11 protein-coding genes are annotated in these 15,016 nt (G+C 69.0%); 4 read left to right on the top strand and 7 right to left on the bottom strand.

All coding sequences use genetic code 11. The features are described from left to right. Positions 1–54: 54 nt before the first annotated feature. The 7 genes from SVTN_RS24750 to SVTN_RS24720 all read right to left on the bottom strand — a co-directional run bounded on the left by SVTN_RS24750 (position 55) and on the right by SVTN_RS24720 (position 10,964). Positions 55–1,143, bottom strand: coding sequence for an ABC transporter ATP-binding protein (locus SVTN_RS24750; RefSeq protein ID WP_041131074.1), 1,089 nt, complete (start codon positions 1,141–1,143; stop codon positions 55–57). Then, complete coding sequence (locus SVTN_RS24745; RefSeq protein WP_041131073.1) at positions 1,136–2,191, bottom strand: ABC transporter ATP-binding protein; 1,056 nt, start codon at positions 2,189–2,191, stop codon at positions 1,136–1,138. Before SVTN_RS24745 ends, SVTN_RS24750 begins: the two co-directional genes overlap by 8 nt. A 14-nt stretch (positions 2,192–2,205) precedes the next feature. Continuing rightward, the gene (locus tag SVTN_RS24740) at positions 2,206–3,159 is read right to left on the bottom strand and encodes an ABC transporter permease (RefSeq protein ID WP_041131072.1); all 954 of its coding nucleotides are present in this window, start codon (positions 3,157–3,159) and stop codon (positions 2,206–2,208) included. Beyond that, positions 3,152–4,084, bottom strand: coding sequence for an ABC transporter permease (locus SVTN_RS24735; protein ID WP_041134222.1), 933 nt, complete (start codon positions 4,082–4,084; stop codon positions 3,152–3,154). The genes SVTN_RS24740 and SVTN_RS24735 overlap by 8 nt, the downstream gene beginning before the upstream one ends. Positions 4,085–4,254: 170 nt before the next feature. Continuing rightward, the gene (locus SVTN_RS24730; protein ID WP_041131071.1) at positions 4,255–5,898 is read right to left on the bottom strand and encodes a peptide ABC transporter substrate-binding protein; all 1,644 of its coding nucleotides are present in this window, start codon (positions 5,896–5,898) and stop codon (positions 4,255–4,257) included. A gap of 490 nt (positions 5,899–6,388) precedes the next feature. Then, positions 6,389–8,290, bottom strand: a complete 1,902-nt coding sequence (typA, locus tag SVTN_RS24725) for a translational GTPase TypA (RefSeq protein ID WP_041131070.1) — start codon at positions 8,288–8,290, stop codon at positions 6,389–6,391. Between the two features lie 262 nt (positions 8,291–8,552). Beyond that, positions 8,553–10,964 (bottom strand): ABC transporter family substrate-binding protein, encoded by a 2,412-nt coding sequence (locus tag SVTN_RS24720; protein ID WP_041131069.1) that lies wholly within the window; start codon positions 10,962–10,964, stop codon positions 8,553–8,555. Positions 10,965–11,164: 200 nt separating this feature from the next. Between SVTN_RS24720 and SVTN_RS24715 the strand changes: the two genes are divergently transcribed. From SVTN_RS24715 to SVTN_RS24700, 4 genes are read left to right on the top strand one after another with little or no spacing between them, the layout of a single operon-like run. Further along, entirely contained in the window at positions 11,165–11,392 is a 228-nt protein-coding gene (locus tag SVTN_RS24715) for a hypothetical protein (protein ID WP_041131068.1), read from the top strand. A gap of 59 nt (positions 11,393–11,451) precedes the next feature. Next, a complete protein-coding gene (locus tag SVTN_RS24710) occupies positions 11,452–12,273 on the top strand; it encodes a hypothetical protein (protein ID WP_041131067.1) in 822 nt (273 codons plus the stop codon). Between the two features lies 1 nt (position 12,274). Beyond that, the gene (locus tag SVTN_RS24705; RefSeq protein ID WP_041131066.1) at positions 12,275–14,203 is read left to right on the top strand and encodes a fumarate reductase/succinate dehydrogenase flavoprotein subunit; all 1,929 of its coding nucleotides are present in this window, start codon (positions 12,275–12,277) and stop codon (positions 14,201–14,203) included. Next, positions 14,200–14,970 (top strand): succinate dehydrogenase/fumarate reductase iron-sulfur subunit, encoded by a 771-nt coding sequence (locus tag SVTN_RS24700; RefSeq protein WP_041131065.1) that lies wholly within the window; start codon positions 14,200–14,202, stop codon positions 14,968–14,970. The genes SVTN_RS24705 and SVTN_RS24700 overlap by 4 nt, the downstream gene beginning before the upstream one ends. The last annotated feature ends 46 nt before the right edge of the window (positions 14,971–15,016 follow it).

Here is a 15,016-nt window from a genome sequence, read left to right as displayed (position 1 = left end):
TTCCGTACGTACGGAACGGGGGCGCCCTTCTGCGTTCGGTGCGCGCTCGGTGCGTCAGTGCACCGGGACGACCTGCTTCTCCTCGGCGAAGTGGCACGCCGAGGAGTGCGCGGCCGGGGTGTCCTCACCCTGGAAGCGCTGCGGGATCGCGAGGACCGGCACCTCCTGGGAGCACTTCTCCTGCGCCTTCCAGCAGCGGGTGCGGAAGCTGCAGCCCGACGGCGGGTTGGCCGGCGAGGGGACGTCACCGGTGAGGATGATCCGCTCGCGGTGCGCGCGGGCCTCCGGGTCCGGCACCGGCACCGCGGAGAGCAGCGCCTGGGTGTACGGGTGCGTCGGGTGCTCGTAGATCTGCTCGTCCGTACCGATCTCGGCCATCTTGCCGAGGTACATGACGCCGACGCGGTCCGAGATGTGCCGGACGATCGACAGGTCGTGCGCGATGAAGATGTAGGAGAGGTTGAACTCGTCCTGCAGCTTCCCCATCAGGTTGATGACCTGCGCCTGGACGGAGACGTCCAGGGCCGAGACCGGCTCGTCGCAGATGATGATCTCCGGGTTGAGCGCGAGGCCGCGGGCGATGCCGATGCGCTGGCGCTGACCGCCGGAGAACTGGTGCGGGTACCGGTTGATGTACTCCGGGTTCAGACCGACGACGTCGAGCAGCTCCTGCACCTTGCGGCGCCGGTCGCCCTTCGGGGCCACCTCGGGGTGGATGTCGAAGGGCTCGCCGATGATGTCGCCGACCGTCATGCGCGGGTTCAGCGAGGTGTACGGGTCCTGGAAGACCATCTGGATGTTGCGGCGGACGGCCTTCAGCGCGCGCCCGGACAGCTTGGTGATGTCCTGGCCCTTGTAGAAGACCTCGCCGGCGGTGGCCCGCTCCAGGTTCATCAGGAGCTTGGCGACCGTGGACTTGCCACAGCCGGACTCGCCCACGATGCCGAGGGTCTCGCCCTGGAAGAGGTCGAAGGAGACCCCGTCCACGGCCTTGACCGCGCCGACCTGCTTCTTGAAGAGGATGCCCTGCGTCAGCGGGAAGTGCTTCTGCAGGTTGCGCACCTGGAGGATCGGCTCGCCGCGGCCCACGGGGGCCTCGATGGCGGCGGCCACGGCCTCGTCGTTGTTGCTGAGGTCAGCCATGGATCGTCTCCTTCCAGAAGTGGCAGGCGCTCTTGCGGCCCGGGAGGTCCGCGCCGTTCTGCTCGGTGACCGGCACCAGGGCCGGGATCTCCGTACGGCAGATGTCGTCGGCCTTGGGGCAGCGCGGGTTGAAGGCGCAGCCGGTGGGCACCTTGAGCAGGTTGGGCGGCAGGCCCTTGATCGCGAAGAGCTCCTGGCCCTTCTGGTCCAGGCGCGGGATCGAGTCCAGGAGGCCGCGGGTGTACGGGTGGGCCGGGCGCTTGTACAGCTCGTGCACCGGCGCCTGCTCGACGATCCGGCCGGCGTACATCACGGCGATCTTGTCCGCGACGTCGGCGACGACGCCGAGGTCGTGGGTGATCAGGATCAGGCCCATGTTGTATTCCTGCTGGAGCTCCGCGAGGAGGTCCATGACCTGGGCCTGGACGGTCACGTCGAGAGCCGTGGTGGGCTCGTCGGCGATGATCAGGTCCGGCTCCAGGGCGAGCGCCATGGCGATCATGATGCGCTGGCGCATGCCGCCGGAGAACTGGTGGGGGTAGTCGTCGACCCGGGCCTTGGCGGCGGGGATCTTGACCTTGTCCATCAGCTCGATGGCCTTGACCTTGGCGTCCTTCTTGGACATGCCGTGGTGCACCCGGAACATCTCGCCGAGCTGGTAGCCGACGTTGAGGACCGGGTTGAGGGAGGACAGCGCGTCCTGGAAGATCATGGCGATCTTCCGGCCGCGGATCTTCCGGCGCTCCTCCTCGGACATCTTCAGCATGTCCTCGCCGCGGAACAGGATCTCGCCCTGCGGGATCTTGCCGGGCGGCATGTCGAGGATGCCCATGATGGCCTGGGCGGTGACGGACTTGCCGGAGCCGGACTCGCCGAGGACGGCGAGGGTCTCGCCGGCGTTCACCGAGTAGTTGACGCCGTTGACCGCCTTGGCCACACCGTCACGGGTGTGGAACTCGACGTGCAGGTCCTTGACTTCGAGCAGCGGACCGGTGTGGTCGCCGCCGCGCGGCGCGGGGACGGCCGCGGTCTTGTCGATGATGCTCATCTGTTACGCCCTCCTCAGCGCAGCTTGGGGTCGAGGGCGTTGCGGACGGCTTCGCCGAGCATGATGAACGCCAGAACGGTGAGGCTCAGCATGATCGAGGGCCAGAGCAGGATGTGCGGGGCCACTCGGATCTGGGCGACACCGGCGGAGATGTCGACGCCCCAGGAGACGGTCGGGGCGGCGAGGCCCAGTCCCAGGAAGGACAGGGTGGCCTCGGCCGAGATGTAGCCGCCGAGCGCGATGGTCGCGACGACGATCACGGGGGCCATGGCGTTCGGCAGGATGTGCTTGAACAGGATCCGGGTGGTGCCGGCGCCCAGGGCCTTGGCCGCGTGGACGTAGTCGGCCTGCTTGATGGTGATCACGGCACCGCGCATGACGCGGGTGATCTGGGTCCAGCCGAGGAACGCGAGGGCGAAGACGACGACCCAGACGGTCCGCTCGACGAACGACTGCAGGACGACCATGGCGCCGAGCAGGAACGGGATGCCGAAGAAGATGTCCGTGATCCGGGAGAGGATCGTGTCGACGATGCCGCCGAAGTAGCCGGCGATCATGCCCATGAAGCCGCCGACGATGGTGACGATCGCGGTGACCGCGATGCCGACGGTGACGGAGGCGCGGGTGCCGTGGATCAGGCGGGCGTAGACGGAGCGGCCCTGGCCGTCGTAGCCCAGCCACTCCGGCGAACCGACCTTGCTCAGCTCGGGCTTGCTCAGGAAGTGGTGGACCAGGTCACCGGCGGTCGGGGACGCGCTGGTGAAGAGGCCCGGCCACGCCGAGACGAGGAGCAGCAGCGCGATCAGGATCGACGAGACGATGAAGTACGGGTTGCGGCGCAGGTCGGCCCAGGCGTCGCCCCAGAGGCTGCGGGCCTTCTCCTGCTTCGCGGCCGGTGCGGGCGCGTCCACCGAGGGGGTGGCGACGGCGTCCTCGACGGCGGTAGCGGTCTTGGTCACGTCAGGCATACCGGATCCTCGGGTCCAGGACCGCGTACAGCAGGTCGATGAGCAGGCTGGTGACGAGGTAGACGATCACCAGGATGGTGACGAGGCCCACCAGGGTCGAACCTTCGCGCCGGGAGATCGACTCGGCGATGACGCCGCCGATGCCGTGGATGTTGAAGATGAACTCGGTGACGACCGCACCGCCCATGATGGCGCCGATGTCGGTGCCGAGGAAGGTGACCACGGGGATCATCGAGTTGCGCATGAGGTGGACGCCGATGACGCGGCGGCGCGGCAGGCCCTTGGCGACGGCCGTGCGCATGTAGTCGGCGCGCAGGTTCTCCGCCATGGAGGTACGGGTCAGTCGGGCCACATACGCGAGGGAGAGACCGCCGAGCACGACGGCGGGAGCGATCAGCTGGCTCCACTCGGGCTCCGTGGCGACGTTCGGCTCGATCCAGCCCAGGTTGAAGGCGAAGACCATCTTGATGATGTAGCCGAGGACGAAGACCGGGATCGAGATGATCAGCAGGGTGAAGATCAGGATCAGGTTGTCGGCCAGGCGGCCGGCACGCAGACCACCGACGATGCCCAGGCCGATGCCGAAGACGAGCTCGATGGCGAAGGCCAGGACGCCAAGCTGGAGGGTGATGGGGAACGCGTCGCCCAGCACCTCGGTGACCGGCCGTCCGTTACGGATCTGGCTACCGAAGTCCAGGTGCAGGATCATGTCCCGCATGTAGAAGAAGTACTGCTGCCATGTGGGCTTGTCGAGCCCCAGCTCGTGGCGCTTCGCGGCGAGCGTCGCCGGGTCGGCGCCCTTGTCGCCGAACATCGCCAGCACGGGGTCACCGGGCAGCGCGTGCACCATGGCAAAGATCAGCAGGGTCGTCCCGAGGAAAACCGGGATCATCTGGAGCAGTCGTCGTGCGACATAACGCCCCATCATGCCTCCGTTGAGATGTGACAGCGCAACCGACGGGCCCTCCCCCGACAGCATGCCCGGATCCGGGCACGCTGATGTCGTGGAAGGGCCCCCCAGCCGCTGCGTAAGGCACCGAGACGGGACTGACGATCCGTCAGTCCCGTGACGGCGTGCGGACTACGCTCGGGTGATTACTTCTTGACCTCGACGCCGGTCAGGATCGGGTCGCCGTCCTGGCCGTAGGCGACACCCGAGACCTTCTCGGAGAAGCCCGCGTTGACCTTGTAGTACCAGAGCGGGATGGACGGCATGTAGTTCTTGAGGTCCTTCTCGATCGCCTGGTAGGCCTTGACGGACTCGTCAAGGGTCTTGGCGGAGTCGGCCTTCGCGATCTTGGCGTCCAGCTCCTTGTTGGAGAAGTCGCCCTGGTTGCCGCCGGCACCCGTACGGAACAGGTCCGAGATGAAGTTGGCGTTCACCGGGTAGTCGAGCACCCAGCCGGAACGGTAGAGCGACTTGACCTGCTTGGTCTTACGAGCGGTCAGGTCGGCCTGGAAGTCCGGCTTGCCGTCGCCGACGCACTGGACGCTGGTGGCCTGCTGGATGGAGTTGCAGACAGCGTCCACCCACTCCTTGTGGCCGCCGTCGGCGTTGTACTGGATGGAGATCTTGTTGCCGGGGACGCCGCCGCCGGCCTTGATGAGCTCCTTGGCCTTGGCCGGGTCGTACTTGGTGACGCCGTTGCCGCCGTCCTCCTGGAAGCCCAGGACGCCCTTGGCGACCCAGCCGGTCGCGGGCTCACGCGTGCCGTTCAGCACCGTCTTGGTGATGGTGGCGCGGTCGATCGCCATGGACAGACCCTGGATGACGCGCGGGTCGACCTGCTTCGGCTTCTTCCACTGGTCGGCGTAGAAGGCGACGGCGATGGTCTGGATCGCGGAGTACGCCTGGTCCACGGCGCGGTCGCCGAGGTCCTGACGGTAGACCGGGAGGTCCTTCGGCGCGATCTGACGCAGGACGTCGACGTTGCCGGACTTCAGGTCCTCGTACGCGGCCTCGAGGGTGGTGTAGTTCTTGAAGACCACACCGCCGTTCTTCGCCTTGTTCGGGCCCTTGTAGCCGTCGTACCGGGTGATCTCGATCTTCTTCTTGTGGTCCCAGCTCTTGAACTTGTAGGGACCGTTGCCGACCGGGGCCTGGCCGCGGGTCTTGGCGTCCAGCTTGTAGAACGAGTCCGGGAGCGGCGCGAAGACGATGTACGCGAGCTTGTGGCCGAAGTACGGGACGGACTTCGTGAGCTCGATCGTGAAGGTGTTCTCGTCGACGACCTTCAGACCCTCGAGCTTGTCGGCGGTCTGCTTGGCACCCTCGGCGTCGGGGTGGACCTTGTCGTAGCCCTTGATGTCCGCGAACCAGGACGCGAGGCCCTGGGCGTTCTTCAGGCTGGCGTTCCAGTTCCACGCGTCCACGTAGGACTTGGAGGTGACGGGGGTGCCGTCGTGGAAGGTCCAGCCCGGCTTGAGCTTGACGGTCCAGGTCTTCGAGTCCGTCGTGGTGACCGACTCGGCGTTGACCATCGTCAGCGAACCGTCGGCCTTGTAGTCGACCAGGGTCGAGAACAGGCCGGCCATGACGGCGGAGCCGTTGGACTCCATCGTGTCGCCGGTGAGCAGGGGCTTCTCGGGCTCACCCAGCTCGATGGAGAAGATTCCGTTCGGGTCAACAGCCTTGGCGTCGCTGCCGCTGTCGCCGCTCTTACCCCCGCCACAGGCGGTCGCAGCAAGGGCGACGATGATCGCGCCCGTTACCCACTTGGCGCTCTTGGCACCGCGCATGGGTTCCTCCTCATGAGTCCACTTTGTCACTACAAGAGGGGCACTTCGAGTTTCGCCGACACCCCTGACGGCTTTGGACTCAAGTGCCCCGAGTGTGCTCGTGAGTCGGCACTCCCCACAGTGCGTGACCCATTGACCCGAGCTCAATGGAGCCAACTATTAAGTACGTCCGGGCTGTAAACCACACTTAAGCGGTCTCGTTTTGACAACATCACCGGGGCCTCAGCGACCGAAATCCGGACAAACTGAGCACAGACAGACACGCCCGAAACGGACTGTTAACACACGTACCGGAGAGCGATCGCCGATATGCGGACACTCGCCCTCCGAAATGGAGTTGACGAAACGTTGACCCGACTTGACGAAAAGCCCGGCCCCCCACAGTGCCTGTGGGGGTCCGGGCTCCGGTGCTGACGTCGTGTCAACCGCGAGCGGCGAAGATCACAGAAGCATGATCTACCCCGCCGTCAGCGGCCGTATGCGACCTTACTCAGCCGTTCTTGGCGCGGGAAGCGGAACGACCGCGCTCCTTCTGGTCCAGGACGACCTTGCGGATGCGCACGGCCTCCGGGGTGACCTCGACGCACTCGTCGTCGCGGCAGAACTCCAGGGACTGCTCCAGGGAGAGCTTCCGCGGCGGGACGATCGCCTCGAAGGAGTCGGCGGAGGAGGAGCGCATGTTGGTGAGCTTCTTCTCCTTGGTGATGTTCACGTCCATGTCGTCGGAGCGGGAGTTCTCGCCGACGATCATGCCCTCGTACACCTCGGTGCCGGGGTCGGTGAACAGGACGCCGCGCTCCTGCAGGTTGGTCATCGCGAAGGCGGTGACGGCACCCGCGCGGTCGGCGACCAGCGAGCCGTTGTTACGGGTGACCAGCGGGCCGAACCACGGCTCGTGGCCCTCGTGGATCGAGTGGGCGATGCCCGTACCGCGGGTCTGGGTCAGGAACTCCGTACGGAAGCCGATGAGGCCACGGGACGGAACGACGAACTCCATGCGGACCCAGCCGGAGCCGTGGTTCGACATGTTGTCCATGCGGCCCTTGCGGACGCCCATGAGCTGCGTGACCGCGCCCATGTGCTCCTCGGGGACGTCGACCGTGAGGCGCTCGACGGGCTCGTGGATCTTGCCGTCGACCTCCTTGGTGACGACCTGCGGCTTGCCGATGGTGAGCTCGAAGCCCTCGCGGCGCATCTGCTCGACCAGGATGGCGAGCGCGAGCTCACCACGGCCCTGGACCTCCCAGGCGTCCGGGCGCTCGGTCTCGAGGACGCGGAGCGAGACGTTGCCGATGAGCTCGCGGTCCAGGCGGTCCTTGACCTGGCGGGCGGTGACCTTGCGGTCCTTCACGGCGGTCTTGGCGTCCGCGCCCTTGCCGGTGCCACCGCGGCCGACGAGCGGCGAGGTGTTGGTGCCGATGGTCATGGAGATGGCCGGCTGGTCGACCGTGATCAGCGGGAGCGCGATCGGGTTCTCCGGGTCGGCCAGGGTCTCGCCGATCATGATGTCGGGGATGCCGGCGACGGCGCAGATGTCACCGGGGCCGGCGACCTCGGCCGGCTTGCGGGTGAGCGCCTCGGTCATCATCAGCTCGGTGATGCGGACGTTGGAGATCGTGCCGTCCCGCTTGATCCACGCGACCGTCTGGCCCTTGCGCAGCTCGCCCTGCTCGACGCGGAGCAGCGCGATGCGGCCGAGGAAGTTGTCGGCGTCCAGGTTGGTGACGTGGGCCTGGAGGGGGGCCTCCTCGTCGTACGACGGGGCCGGGACGTGCTCCAGGATGGTGGAGAAGAACGGCTCCAGGTTCTCGGAGTCCTGCGGGACCGTGCCGTCCTCCGGCTTGGTCAGCGAGGCGATGCCGTCGCGGCCGCAGGCGTAGACGATCGGGAACTCGATCTGGTCCTCGTCGGCGTCCAGGTCGAGGAACAGGTCGTAGGTCTCGTTGACGACCTCGTCGATCCGGGAGTCCGGGCGGTCCGTCTTGTTGATGCAGAGGATGACGGGCTTGCGCTGCTGGAGCGCCTTGCGCAGCACGAAGCGGGTCTGCGGGAGCGGACCCTCGGAGGCGTCCACCAGGAGGACGACCGCGTCGACCATCGACAGACCGCGCTCGACCTCGCCACCGAAGTCGGCGTGGCCGGGGGTGTCGATGATGTTGATCGTGATCGGGGCCCCGCCGTCCTTGGGGTGATACTTCACCGCCGTGTTCTTGGCGAGGATCGTGATGCCCTTCTCACGCTCCAGGTCGTTCGAGTCCATCATGCGGTCGTCGAGCTGCTGGTGGGCGGCGAAGGCACCGGCCTGCTTGAGCATGGCGTCGACGATGGTCGTCTTGCCATGGTCGACGTGGGCGACGATGGCGACGTTACGGATGTCGTGGCGCGTGGGCATGGGTGCTTGCGCTTCTCTCGGATCGTGGGATGCGGCGTCAGTTCCTCGTACGCCCGCCGGGCGGACGCGCCACGGCTATGTCCTATGGTACGGGGCTGCCGTGCAAGGGGCTTCCCCGGAGGGATCCGAGAGGGTCTACTGGGAGGTTTCAGGGTGTGGGGAAAGTCATGCGGGCCGGGTCAAGGGGCCGACGTGATCCTGCCCGCCGGGGTCTCCGGCGGGCAAGGAAATTGAGCTGCTTCTGAGGTTGTGACCTGCGGTTTCAGTGGTTCCGCTCGGTACCCTTGGTCGTTTCGGGCTTCTTGAACCCGATGTCCTGGTAGCGGGGGGCGGCGAGGCCCCAGGCCCCGGCGTTCACAAGATCGGCCTTGGCGGCGACGAGCTGCGGGCGCTGGTAGAGGGGGATGGAGCCGGCCGCGGCCCAGATCCGGGCGTCGGCCTGGCGGACCAGCTCGCGGGCCTCCTCCTCGTCGAGCGTCCCCGCCGCCTGGTCGAACAGCTGGTCGATGCGGTCGGTGCCGACCCGGGAGTAGTTCTGCTCGACCAGGAGCGAGCCGTCCGAGGCCGGCTCGGGCTTGGCGAAGATCGGCCGGGCGTCGGTCGCCGGGAAGGCGGAGGCCGGCCAGGAGTAGAGGGCCAGGTCGTAGTCGCCGGAGGCGATGTGGTCCTTGAAGAAGCTGTCGTCGGAGACCTTGGTGACCTCGGTGCGGATCCCGACCGCGTCGAGCATCCGGACGATCCGGTCCCCGACCGCCCGCAGCGACTCGGAGCCCGGCCCGGACGGCAGGACGAAGCGGAGGCTGAGCGCCTTGCCGTCCTTGCCGAGGGCCTTGGCGTCCCTGGCGGCCTGGGCGGCGTCGGGGGCCGTCACGGGGGCGGCGGTGCCGCGCGGGGCGTAGGCCCCGGCCATCCCGTGGTCCGGCTTGGCGACCGACTGGGCGGCGCGGGCGGCGCCGGAGCCGGTGTCGAGGGCCTCGGCGCGGGCGAGGAGCGCGGCGCTCTGGCGGGCCGCGGCGGCGCCCGGGGCGAGGGCGTCGGTGCCGTTGCCGGTGCCGTTCTCGGGGCCGTTCGCGCCGATGACGGGGGCGGGGGCGGCGCGGCGGTCGCCGGGCTTGTCGTCGCCGACGATGTAGAGGCCCTCGTCGGACGCGGTGTCGCTCCGCTTCTTGGCGTCGGTGGAGCCCGTGGACTTCTTCGCCTTCTCCGCGGCCTTCTTCTCCGCCTCCTTCTTCTCCGCCTCGCTGCCCGCCTTGGTGCCGGCGGGCTTGTGGAGCGCGCCGCCGGGGACCCAGCCCGCGTCGGCGAGGAGCGCCTGCGCCTCCTTGGTGTCCTGGCCGCCGAGCGCGTCGCTGCTGTCCGCGTAGGCCGCCTGGCCGGCGAGGGCGAGGTGGCTGCCGGGGGGCTTCGCGGGGAGGCCGAGCGGCTTGAGGACGGATTCGGCGAGCTCCTGGCGGTTGATGGCGCGGGCCACCGCGCGGCGTACCCGCTCGTCGGCCAGCGGGCCGGACTCGCCGTTCAGCGAGAGCTGGGTGTAGGCGGGCTCCAGGGACTTGCGGACGACGTACTTCGCCAGGGTGTCCTGGGCGCTCGCGTACCGGGCCATGGCCTCCTGGTTCTTCTTGCGGGCGGCCGTGGCCTCCGCCGCCTTGTCGTCGTCGGAGCCGTGGGCGAGGGCCCAGGACTTCAGGGCCTTGGCGGGGGTGATCGCGGAGCCGGGGCCGTGGGCGAGGGCGGCCTGCGCGCCGCTCCGGCCGGCGTGGGCGTCGCGGAGGGCGAGGGAGATCCGCTCGGCCGTGGACCGGTCGATCTCGGCCAGGTCGAGGTCGCCGGCGGCGAGCGCGGCCGCCCGGTCGGCCCGGGGGACGGCCTTGAGGACGATGCTGTCGAGCTTGGCGACCTGCCCCCACCAGCGGGGGTTGCGGGCGAGGGTGACGTCGCCGCCCTTCCGGTCGACCGCCTTCAGCAGGAACGGTCCTGCGGTGGCCTTGAGGGCGGTGCGCGCCCCGTCGTTGAAGGCGCTCGGGGAGCCCATCACCTGCTTCGGGTAGAGGGGCGTGAAGAGGGACCGCCAGTCGGCGTAGGGCTTGGCGAAGGTGACCCGGACCTCCAGGTCGTCCTTGCCCCGCTCGATCTTCTCGATCCGCTCGTAGCCGGAGTTGCGGGCGGTCCAGTACGCGGTGTCGCGGCCGCTCAGCGCGCGCCACTGGGCCACGAAGTCGGCGGCCCCGATCTCGCGCCCGTCGCTCCACACCGCCTGCTGGTTGAGCTTGTAGAGGACGACCTGCCGGGGCTCGGTCTCGACGACCTGCGCGGACTCCAGGTAGTCGGGGTTCAGCTGGGGCCGGCCCCGCGCGTCGAGCGTGTAGAGGGAGGGGAGCACGGCTCCGGCGATGCGCGAGGTGGCGCCGTCGGCGTCGGCCTGGAAGCTGTTGAGCGTGGTGGGCAGCGCGTCGACGGCCCAGCGGACGGTGCCCCCGTCGGCGACCCGGTCGCGTGCCGCGGGCGCGTTGTCCTGCGCCGCGGCCGGGGTCTCGTCGGCCTCGTCGCCGGAGCTGCAGCCGGCGAGGACGGTGACGGCGAGGACCGCGCTGGTGAGGGTGGCGACGGAGCGGAGCGTGCGGGAGCGGGGGCTCCTGGAGCATGTCCTCCCGCGAGGGGCGCCCATCTGGGACATGACTTGTACCCCTTCGTCCAGATTTATTCCATTTGGAGATGATCAGACCTATTGCTCATACACTGAAAAGGACGGTGCGGATCCGGCCACGGCGACACGGCGACATGGCCGGAAAACCCCACTCGTGCGGCCCAACCGCCCGTGCACACGACTTCCCAAGTGGGATGTGACGCGCGACACTCACGAAGGTGAGGGCAACCATGTCCGTTCAGGACGATCTGGCGGCCGTCAAGCGCCGCTTGCAGGACCTGGAGCACACGGTCGAAGAACTGGAACGCCGCGTCGGGACGGAGCGGGGCGCGCCTCCCCGGCCCACCACCGGCCGTGCGGAAAGCATGGTGACCATCCCCGACGCCCCGTACGACGCCGGGAAGTGGACCGACGTCGACGACGAGGGCCTGGGAGCACGCGACCACCACGCGCCATAGAGAGCCGGTAGAGCCGTAGAGCCGTAGAGCCGTAGAGCCGTAGAGCCGAGGAGGCCCTGTTGGCCACAGGTACGGAACCCCCCGAGGCGGCGACGGGGGTGCGCTCCCCGGGGCGCGCCTCCATCGCCGCCCGCCATCTGCGCACCGACCGCTGGTGGCTCTCCCCCGCCGCCACCGCGGCCGGACTGCTCGCCTTCGTCGCGTACTCGACGTGGCGGGCCTTCGCGAACGCCGACTACTACGCCGCCCCCTACGTCTCCCCGTTCTACTCGCCCTGCCTCGCGGACAACTGCGTCCCCATGCGGGGCGGGCCGAACTGGGCGCTCTTCGGCAGCTGGTGGGGGCTCTCCCCCGCCCTGCTGATTCTGGTCTTCCCGCTGGGCTTCCGGCTGACCTGCTACTACTACCGCAAGGCGTACTACCGGGGCTTCTGGGCCGCTCCCCCGGCCTGCGCGGTCGCCGAGCCCCACCGCACGTACACCGGCGAGACCCGCTTCCCGCTGCTCCTGCAGAACCTCCACCGGTACTTCTTCTACGCGGCGGTGCCGGTCGCCGGGATCCTCACGTACGACACCGCGCTGACCTTCCGGAACCACGACTACGCCTGGGGCCACGCCGGGCTCGGGACGCTGATCTTCCTCGTCAACATCGTCCTCATCTGGGCGTACACCCTCTCCTGCCACTCCTGTCGGCACATCGTCGGCGGCCGTCTGAAGCACTTCTCGAAGCACCCCGTCCGCTACCGGCTGTGGACCTGGGTGGGGCGCCTGAACCGGCGTCACATGCAACTCGCCTGGGCGTCGCTGATCAGCGTCGCCGTCTGCGACCTGTACGTGTACCTGCTCGCCACCGGCGCCTTCGACGACCCGAGGTTCTTCTGACATGAGTCCTGTGGAACGGCAGCAGTGGGACGTGATCGTGGTCGGTGCCGGGGGCGCCGGGCTGCGGGCGGCGATCGAGGCACGGCAGCAGGGCGCCCGTACGGCCGTGATCTGCAAGTCCCTGTTCGGCAAGGCCCACACCGTGATGGCGGAGGGTGGCATCGCCGCCTCGATGGCCAACGCCAATCCGCACGACGACTGGAAGACGCACTTCCGGGACACCATGCGCGGCGGGAAGTTCCTCAACCAGTGGCGGATGGCCGAGCTGCACGCCCAGGAGGCGCCCGAGCGGGTCTGGGAGCTGGAGACCTGGGGCGCGCTCTTCGACCGGACGGCGGACGGCCGGATCTCCCAGCGCAACTTCGGCGGCCACGAGTACCCGCGGCTCGCGCACGTCGGCGACCGCACCGGTCTCGAACTGCTGCGGACCCTCCAGCAGAAGGTGGTCGGACTCCAGCAGGAGGACCACCGCGAGACCGGCGACCACGAGGCGCGCCTGAAGGTCTTCCAGGAGTTCACCGTCACCCGGATCCTCAAGGACGGTGAGGGCCGGGTCGCGGGGGTCTTCTGTTACGAGCGGGAGAGCGGGCGCTTCCTCGTCCTGGAGGCGCCCGCGGTCGTCCTCGCGACCGGCGGCATCGGCAAGTCCTTCAAGGTGACCTCGAACTCCTGGGAGTACACGGGCGACGGCCACGCCCTCGCCCTGCTCGCCGGGGCGCCGCTGGTGAACATGGAGTTCGTGCAGTTCCACCCGACCGGCATGGTCTGGCCGCCGTCGGTGAAGGGGATCCTCGTCACCGAGTCCGTACGCGGCGACGGCGGGGTGCTGCGGAACTCCGAGGGCAAGCGGTTCATGTTCGACTACGTCCCCGACGTCTTCAAGGAGAAGTACGCGGAGTCGGAGGAGGAGGGCGACCGCTGGTACGAGGACCCGGAGAACAACCGGCGTCCGCCCGAGCTGCTGCCGCGCGACGAGGTGGCGCGGGCCATCAACGCGGAGGTGAAGGAGGGGCGGGGCTCCCCGCACGGCGGGGTGTTCCTGGACGTGTCGACCCGGATGCCGGCGGAGACGATCCGGCGCCGGCTGCCCTCGATGTACCACCAGTTCAAGGAGCTGGCGGACGTCGACATCACGGCCGAGGCGATGGAGGTCGGGCCGACCTGCCACTACGTGATGGGCGGTGTCGCCGTCGACTCGGAGACGGCCGCCACGGTCGGGGTGCCCGGGCTCTTCGCGGCCGGCGAGGTCGCGGGCGGCATGCACGGCTCCAACCGGCTCGGCGGGAACTCCCTCTCCGACCTGCTGGTCTTCGGGCGGCGGGCCGGGCTGCACGCGGCGGAGTACGCGATGTCGGGGGCCGGCGGCGGGGTCGCCGAGGACGACGTGGCCGCGGCGCGGGCGGAGGCACTGGCCCCGTTCCGGGACGGCGCCGCGGAGAATCCGTACACCCTCCACCAGGAGCTCCAGCAGACGATGAACGACCTCGTCGGGATCATCCGGCGGGAGGGCGAGATGGCCGAGGCCCTGGAGCGGATCGCCGCCCTGCGGGAGCGGGCCGGGCGGATCTCGGTCGAGGGGCACCGGCAGTTCAACCCCGGCTGGCACCTCGCCCTCGACCTGCGGAACATGCTCCTGGTCAGCGAGTGCGTGGCCCGGGCCGCCCTGGAGCGCACCGAGTCCCGGGGCGGGCACACCCGCGAGGACCGTCCGTCGATGGAGCGGTCGTGGCGGCCGGTGAACCTGCTGTGCCGGCTCACGGACGGCGAGGGCGGGATGGGGGCCGGGATCGGGGCCGGGATCGGGGCCGGGATCGGGGGCGGGATCGCCCTGGAGCGGGTGCGGACCGAACCGATCCGGCCCGATCTGCTGGCCCTCTTCGACAAGGAGGAGCTGGCGAAGTACCTGGCGGAGGAGGAGCTGGACGCATGAGCACGTATCAGGCCCACTTCCGGATCTGGCGGGGCGACGCCGACGGCGGGGAGCTGACCGACTACACCGTCGAGGTGCACGACGGCGAGGTGGTCCTCGACATCGTGCACCGGCTCCAGGCCACCCAGACCCCCGACCTGGCCGTGCGCTGGAACTGCAAGGCCGGCAAGTGCGGGTCGTGCTCGGCCGAGATCAACGGCCGGCCCCGGCTGATGTGCATGACCCGGATGTCGGTCTTCGCGCGGGACGAGGTCGTCACGGTGACGCCCATGCGGGCCTTCCCCGTCGTCCGGGACCTGGTCACGGACGTCTCCTTCAACTACACGAAGGCCCGGGAGATCCCGGCCTTCGTCCCGCCCGCCGGGCTCGGCCCCGGCGAGTACCGGATGAAGCAGGAGGACGTGGACCGCTCGCAGGAGTTCCGGAAGTGCATCGAGTGCTTCCTGTGCCAGGACACCTGCCACGTGGTGCGCGACCACGAGGAGAACAAGGAGGCCTTCGCCGGGCCCCGCTTCCTCATGCGGGTCGCGGAGCTCGACATGCACCCCCTGGACGCGGCGGAAGAGGTCGGACTCGACCGGCGGCGGACCGCGCAGGAGGAGCACGGCCTCGGCTACTGCAACATCACCAAGTGCTGCACCGAGGTCTGCCCGGAGTCCATCCGGATCACCGACAACGCCCTGATCCCGCTGAAGGAGCGGGTCGTGGACCGGAAGTACGACCCGCTGGTCTGGCTCGGGAAGACGATCGGGCGACGGAAGGCGTGAACCCCGCCGGCGGCCCGCTCCGGGCCGTCGGCACCACCCTCTCCCC

Origin of the sequence: Streptomyces vietnamensis (assembly GCF_000830005.1) — a bacterium.
GTDB classification, from domain to species: domain Bacteria; phylum Actinomycetota; class Actinomycetes; order Streptomycetales; family Streptomycetaceae; genus Streptomyces; species Streptomyces vietnamensis.
This window is presented reverse-complemented; position numbering and strand designations above follow the sequence as displayed.

Bases quoted from the DNA above. Each gene is read 5' to 3' on its own strand.
- SVTN_RS24720 (WP_041131069.1), bottom strand. From the start codon at position 10,964: ATGTCCCAGATGGGCGCCCCTCGCGGGAGGACATGCTCCAGGAGCCCC.
- SVTN_RS24740 (WP_041131072.1), bottom strand. From the start codon at position 3,159: ATGCCTGACGTGACCAAGACCGCTACCGCCGTCGAGGACGCCGTCGCC.
- SVTN_RS24700 (WP_041131065.1), top strand. From the start codon at position 14,200: ATGAGCACGTATCAGGCCCACTTCCGGATCTGGCGGGGCGACGCCGAC.
- typA (WP_041131070.1), bottom strand. From the start codon at position 8,290: ATGCCCACGCGCCACGACATCCGTAACGTCGCCATCGTCGCCCACGTC.
- SVTN_RS24735 (WP_041134222.1), bottom strand. From the start codon at position 4,084: ATGGGGCGTTATGTCGCACGACGACTGCTCCAGATGATCCCGGTTTTC.
- SVTN_RS24715 (WP_041131068.1), top strand. From the start codon at position 11,165: ATGTCCGTTCAGGACGATCTGGCGGCCGTCAAGCGCCGCTTGCAGGAC.
- SVTN_RS24730 (WP_041131071.1), bottom strand. From the start codon at position 5,898: ATGCGCGGTGCCAAGAGCGCCAAGTGGGTAACGGGCGCGATCATCGTC.
- SVTN_RS24705 (WP_041131066.1), top strand. From the start codon at position 12,275: ATGAGTCCTGTGGAACGGCAGCAGTGGGACGTGATCGTGGTCGGTGCC.
- SVTN_RS24745 (WP_041131073.1), bottom strand. From the start codon at position 2,191: ATGAGCATCATCGACAAGACCGCGGCCGTCCCCGCGCCGCGCGGCGGC.
- SVTN_RS24750 (WP_041131074.1), bottom strand. From the start codon at position 1,143: ATGGCTGACCTCAGCAACAACGACGAGGCCGTGGCCGCCGCCATCGAG.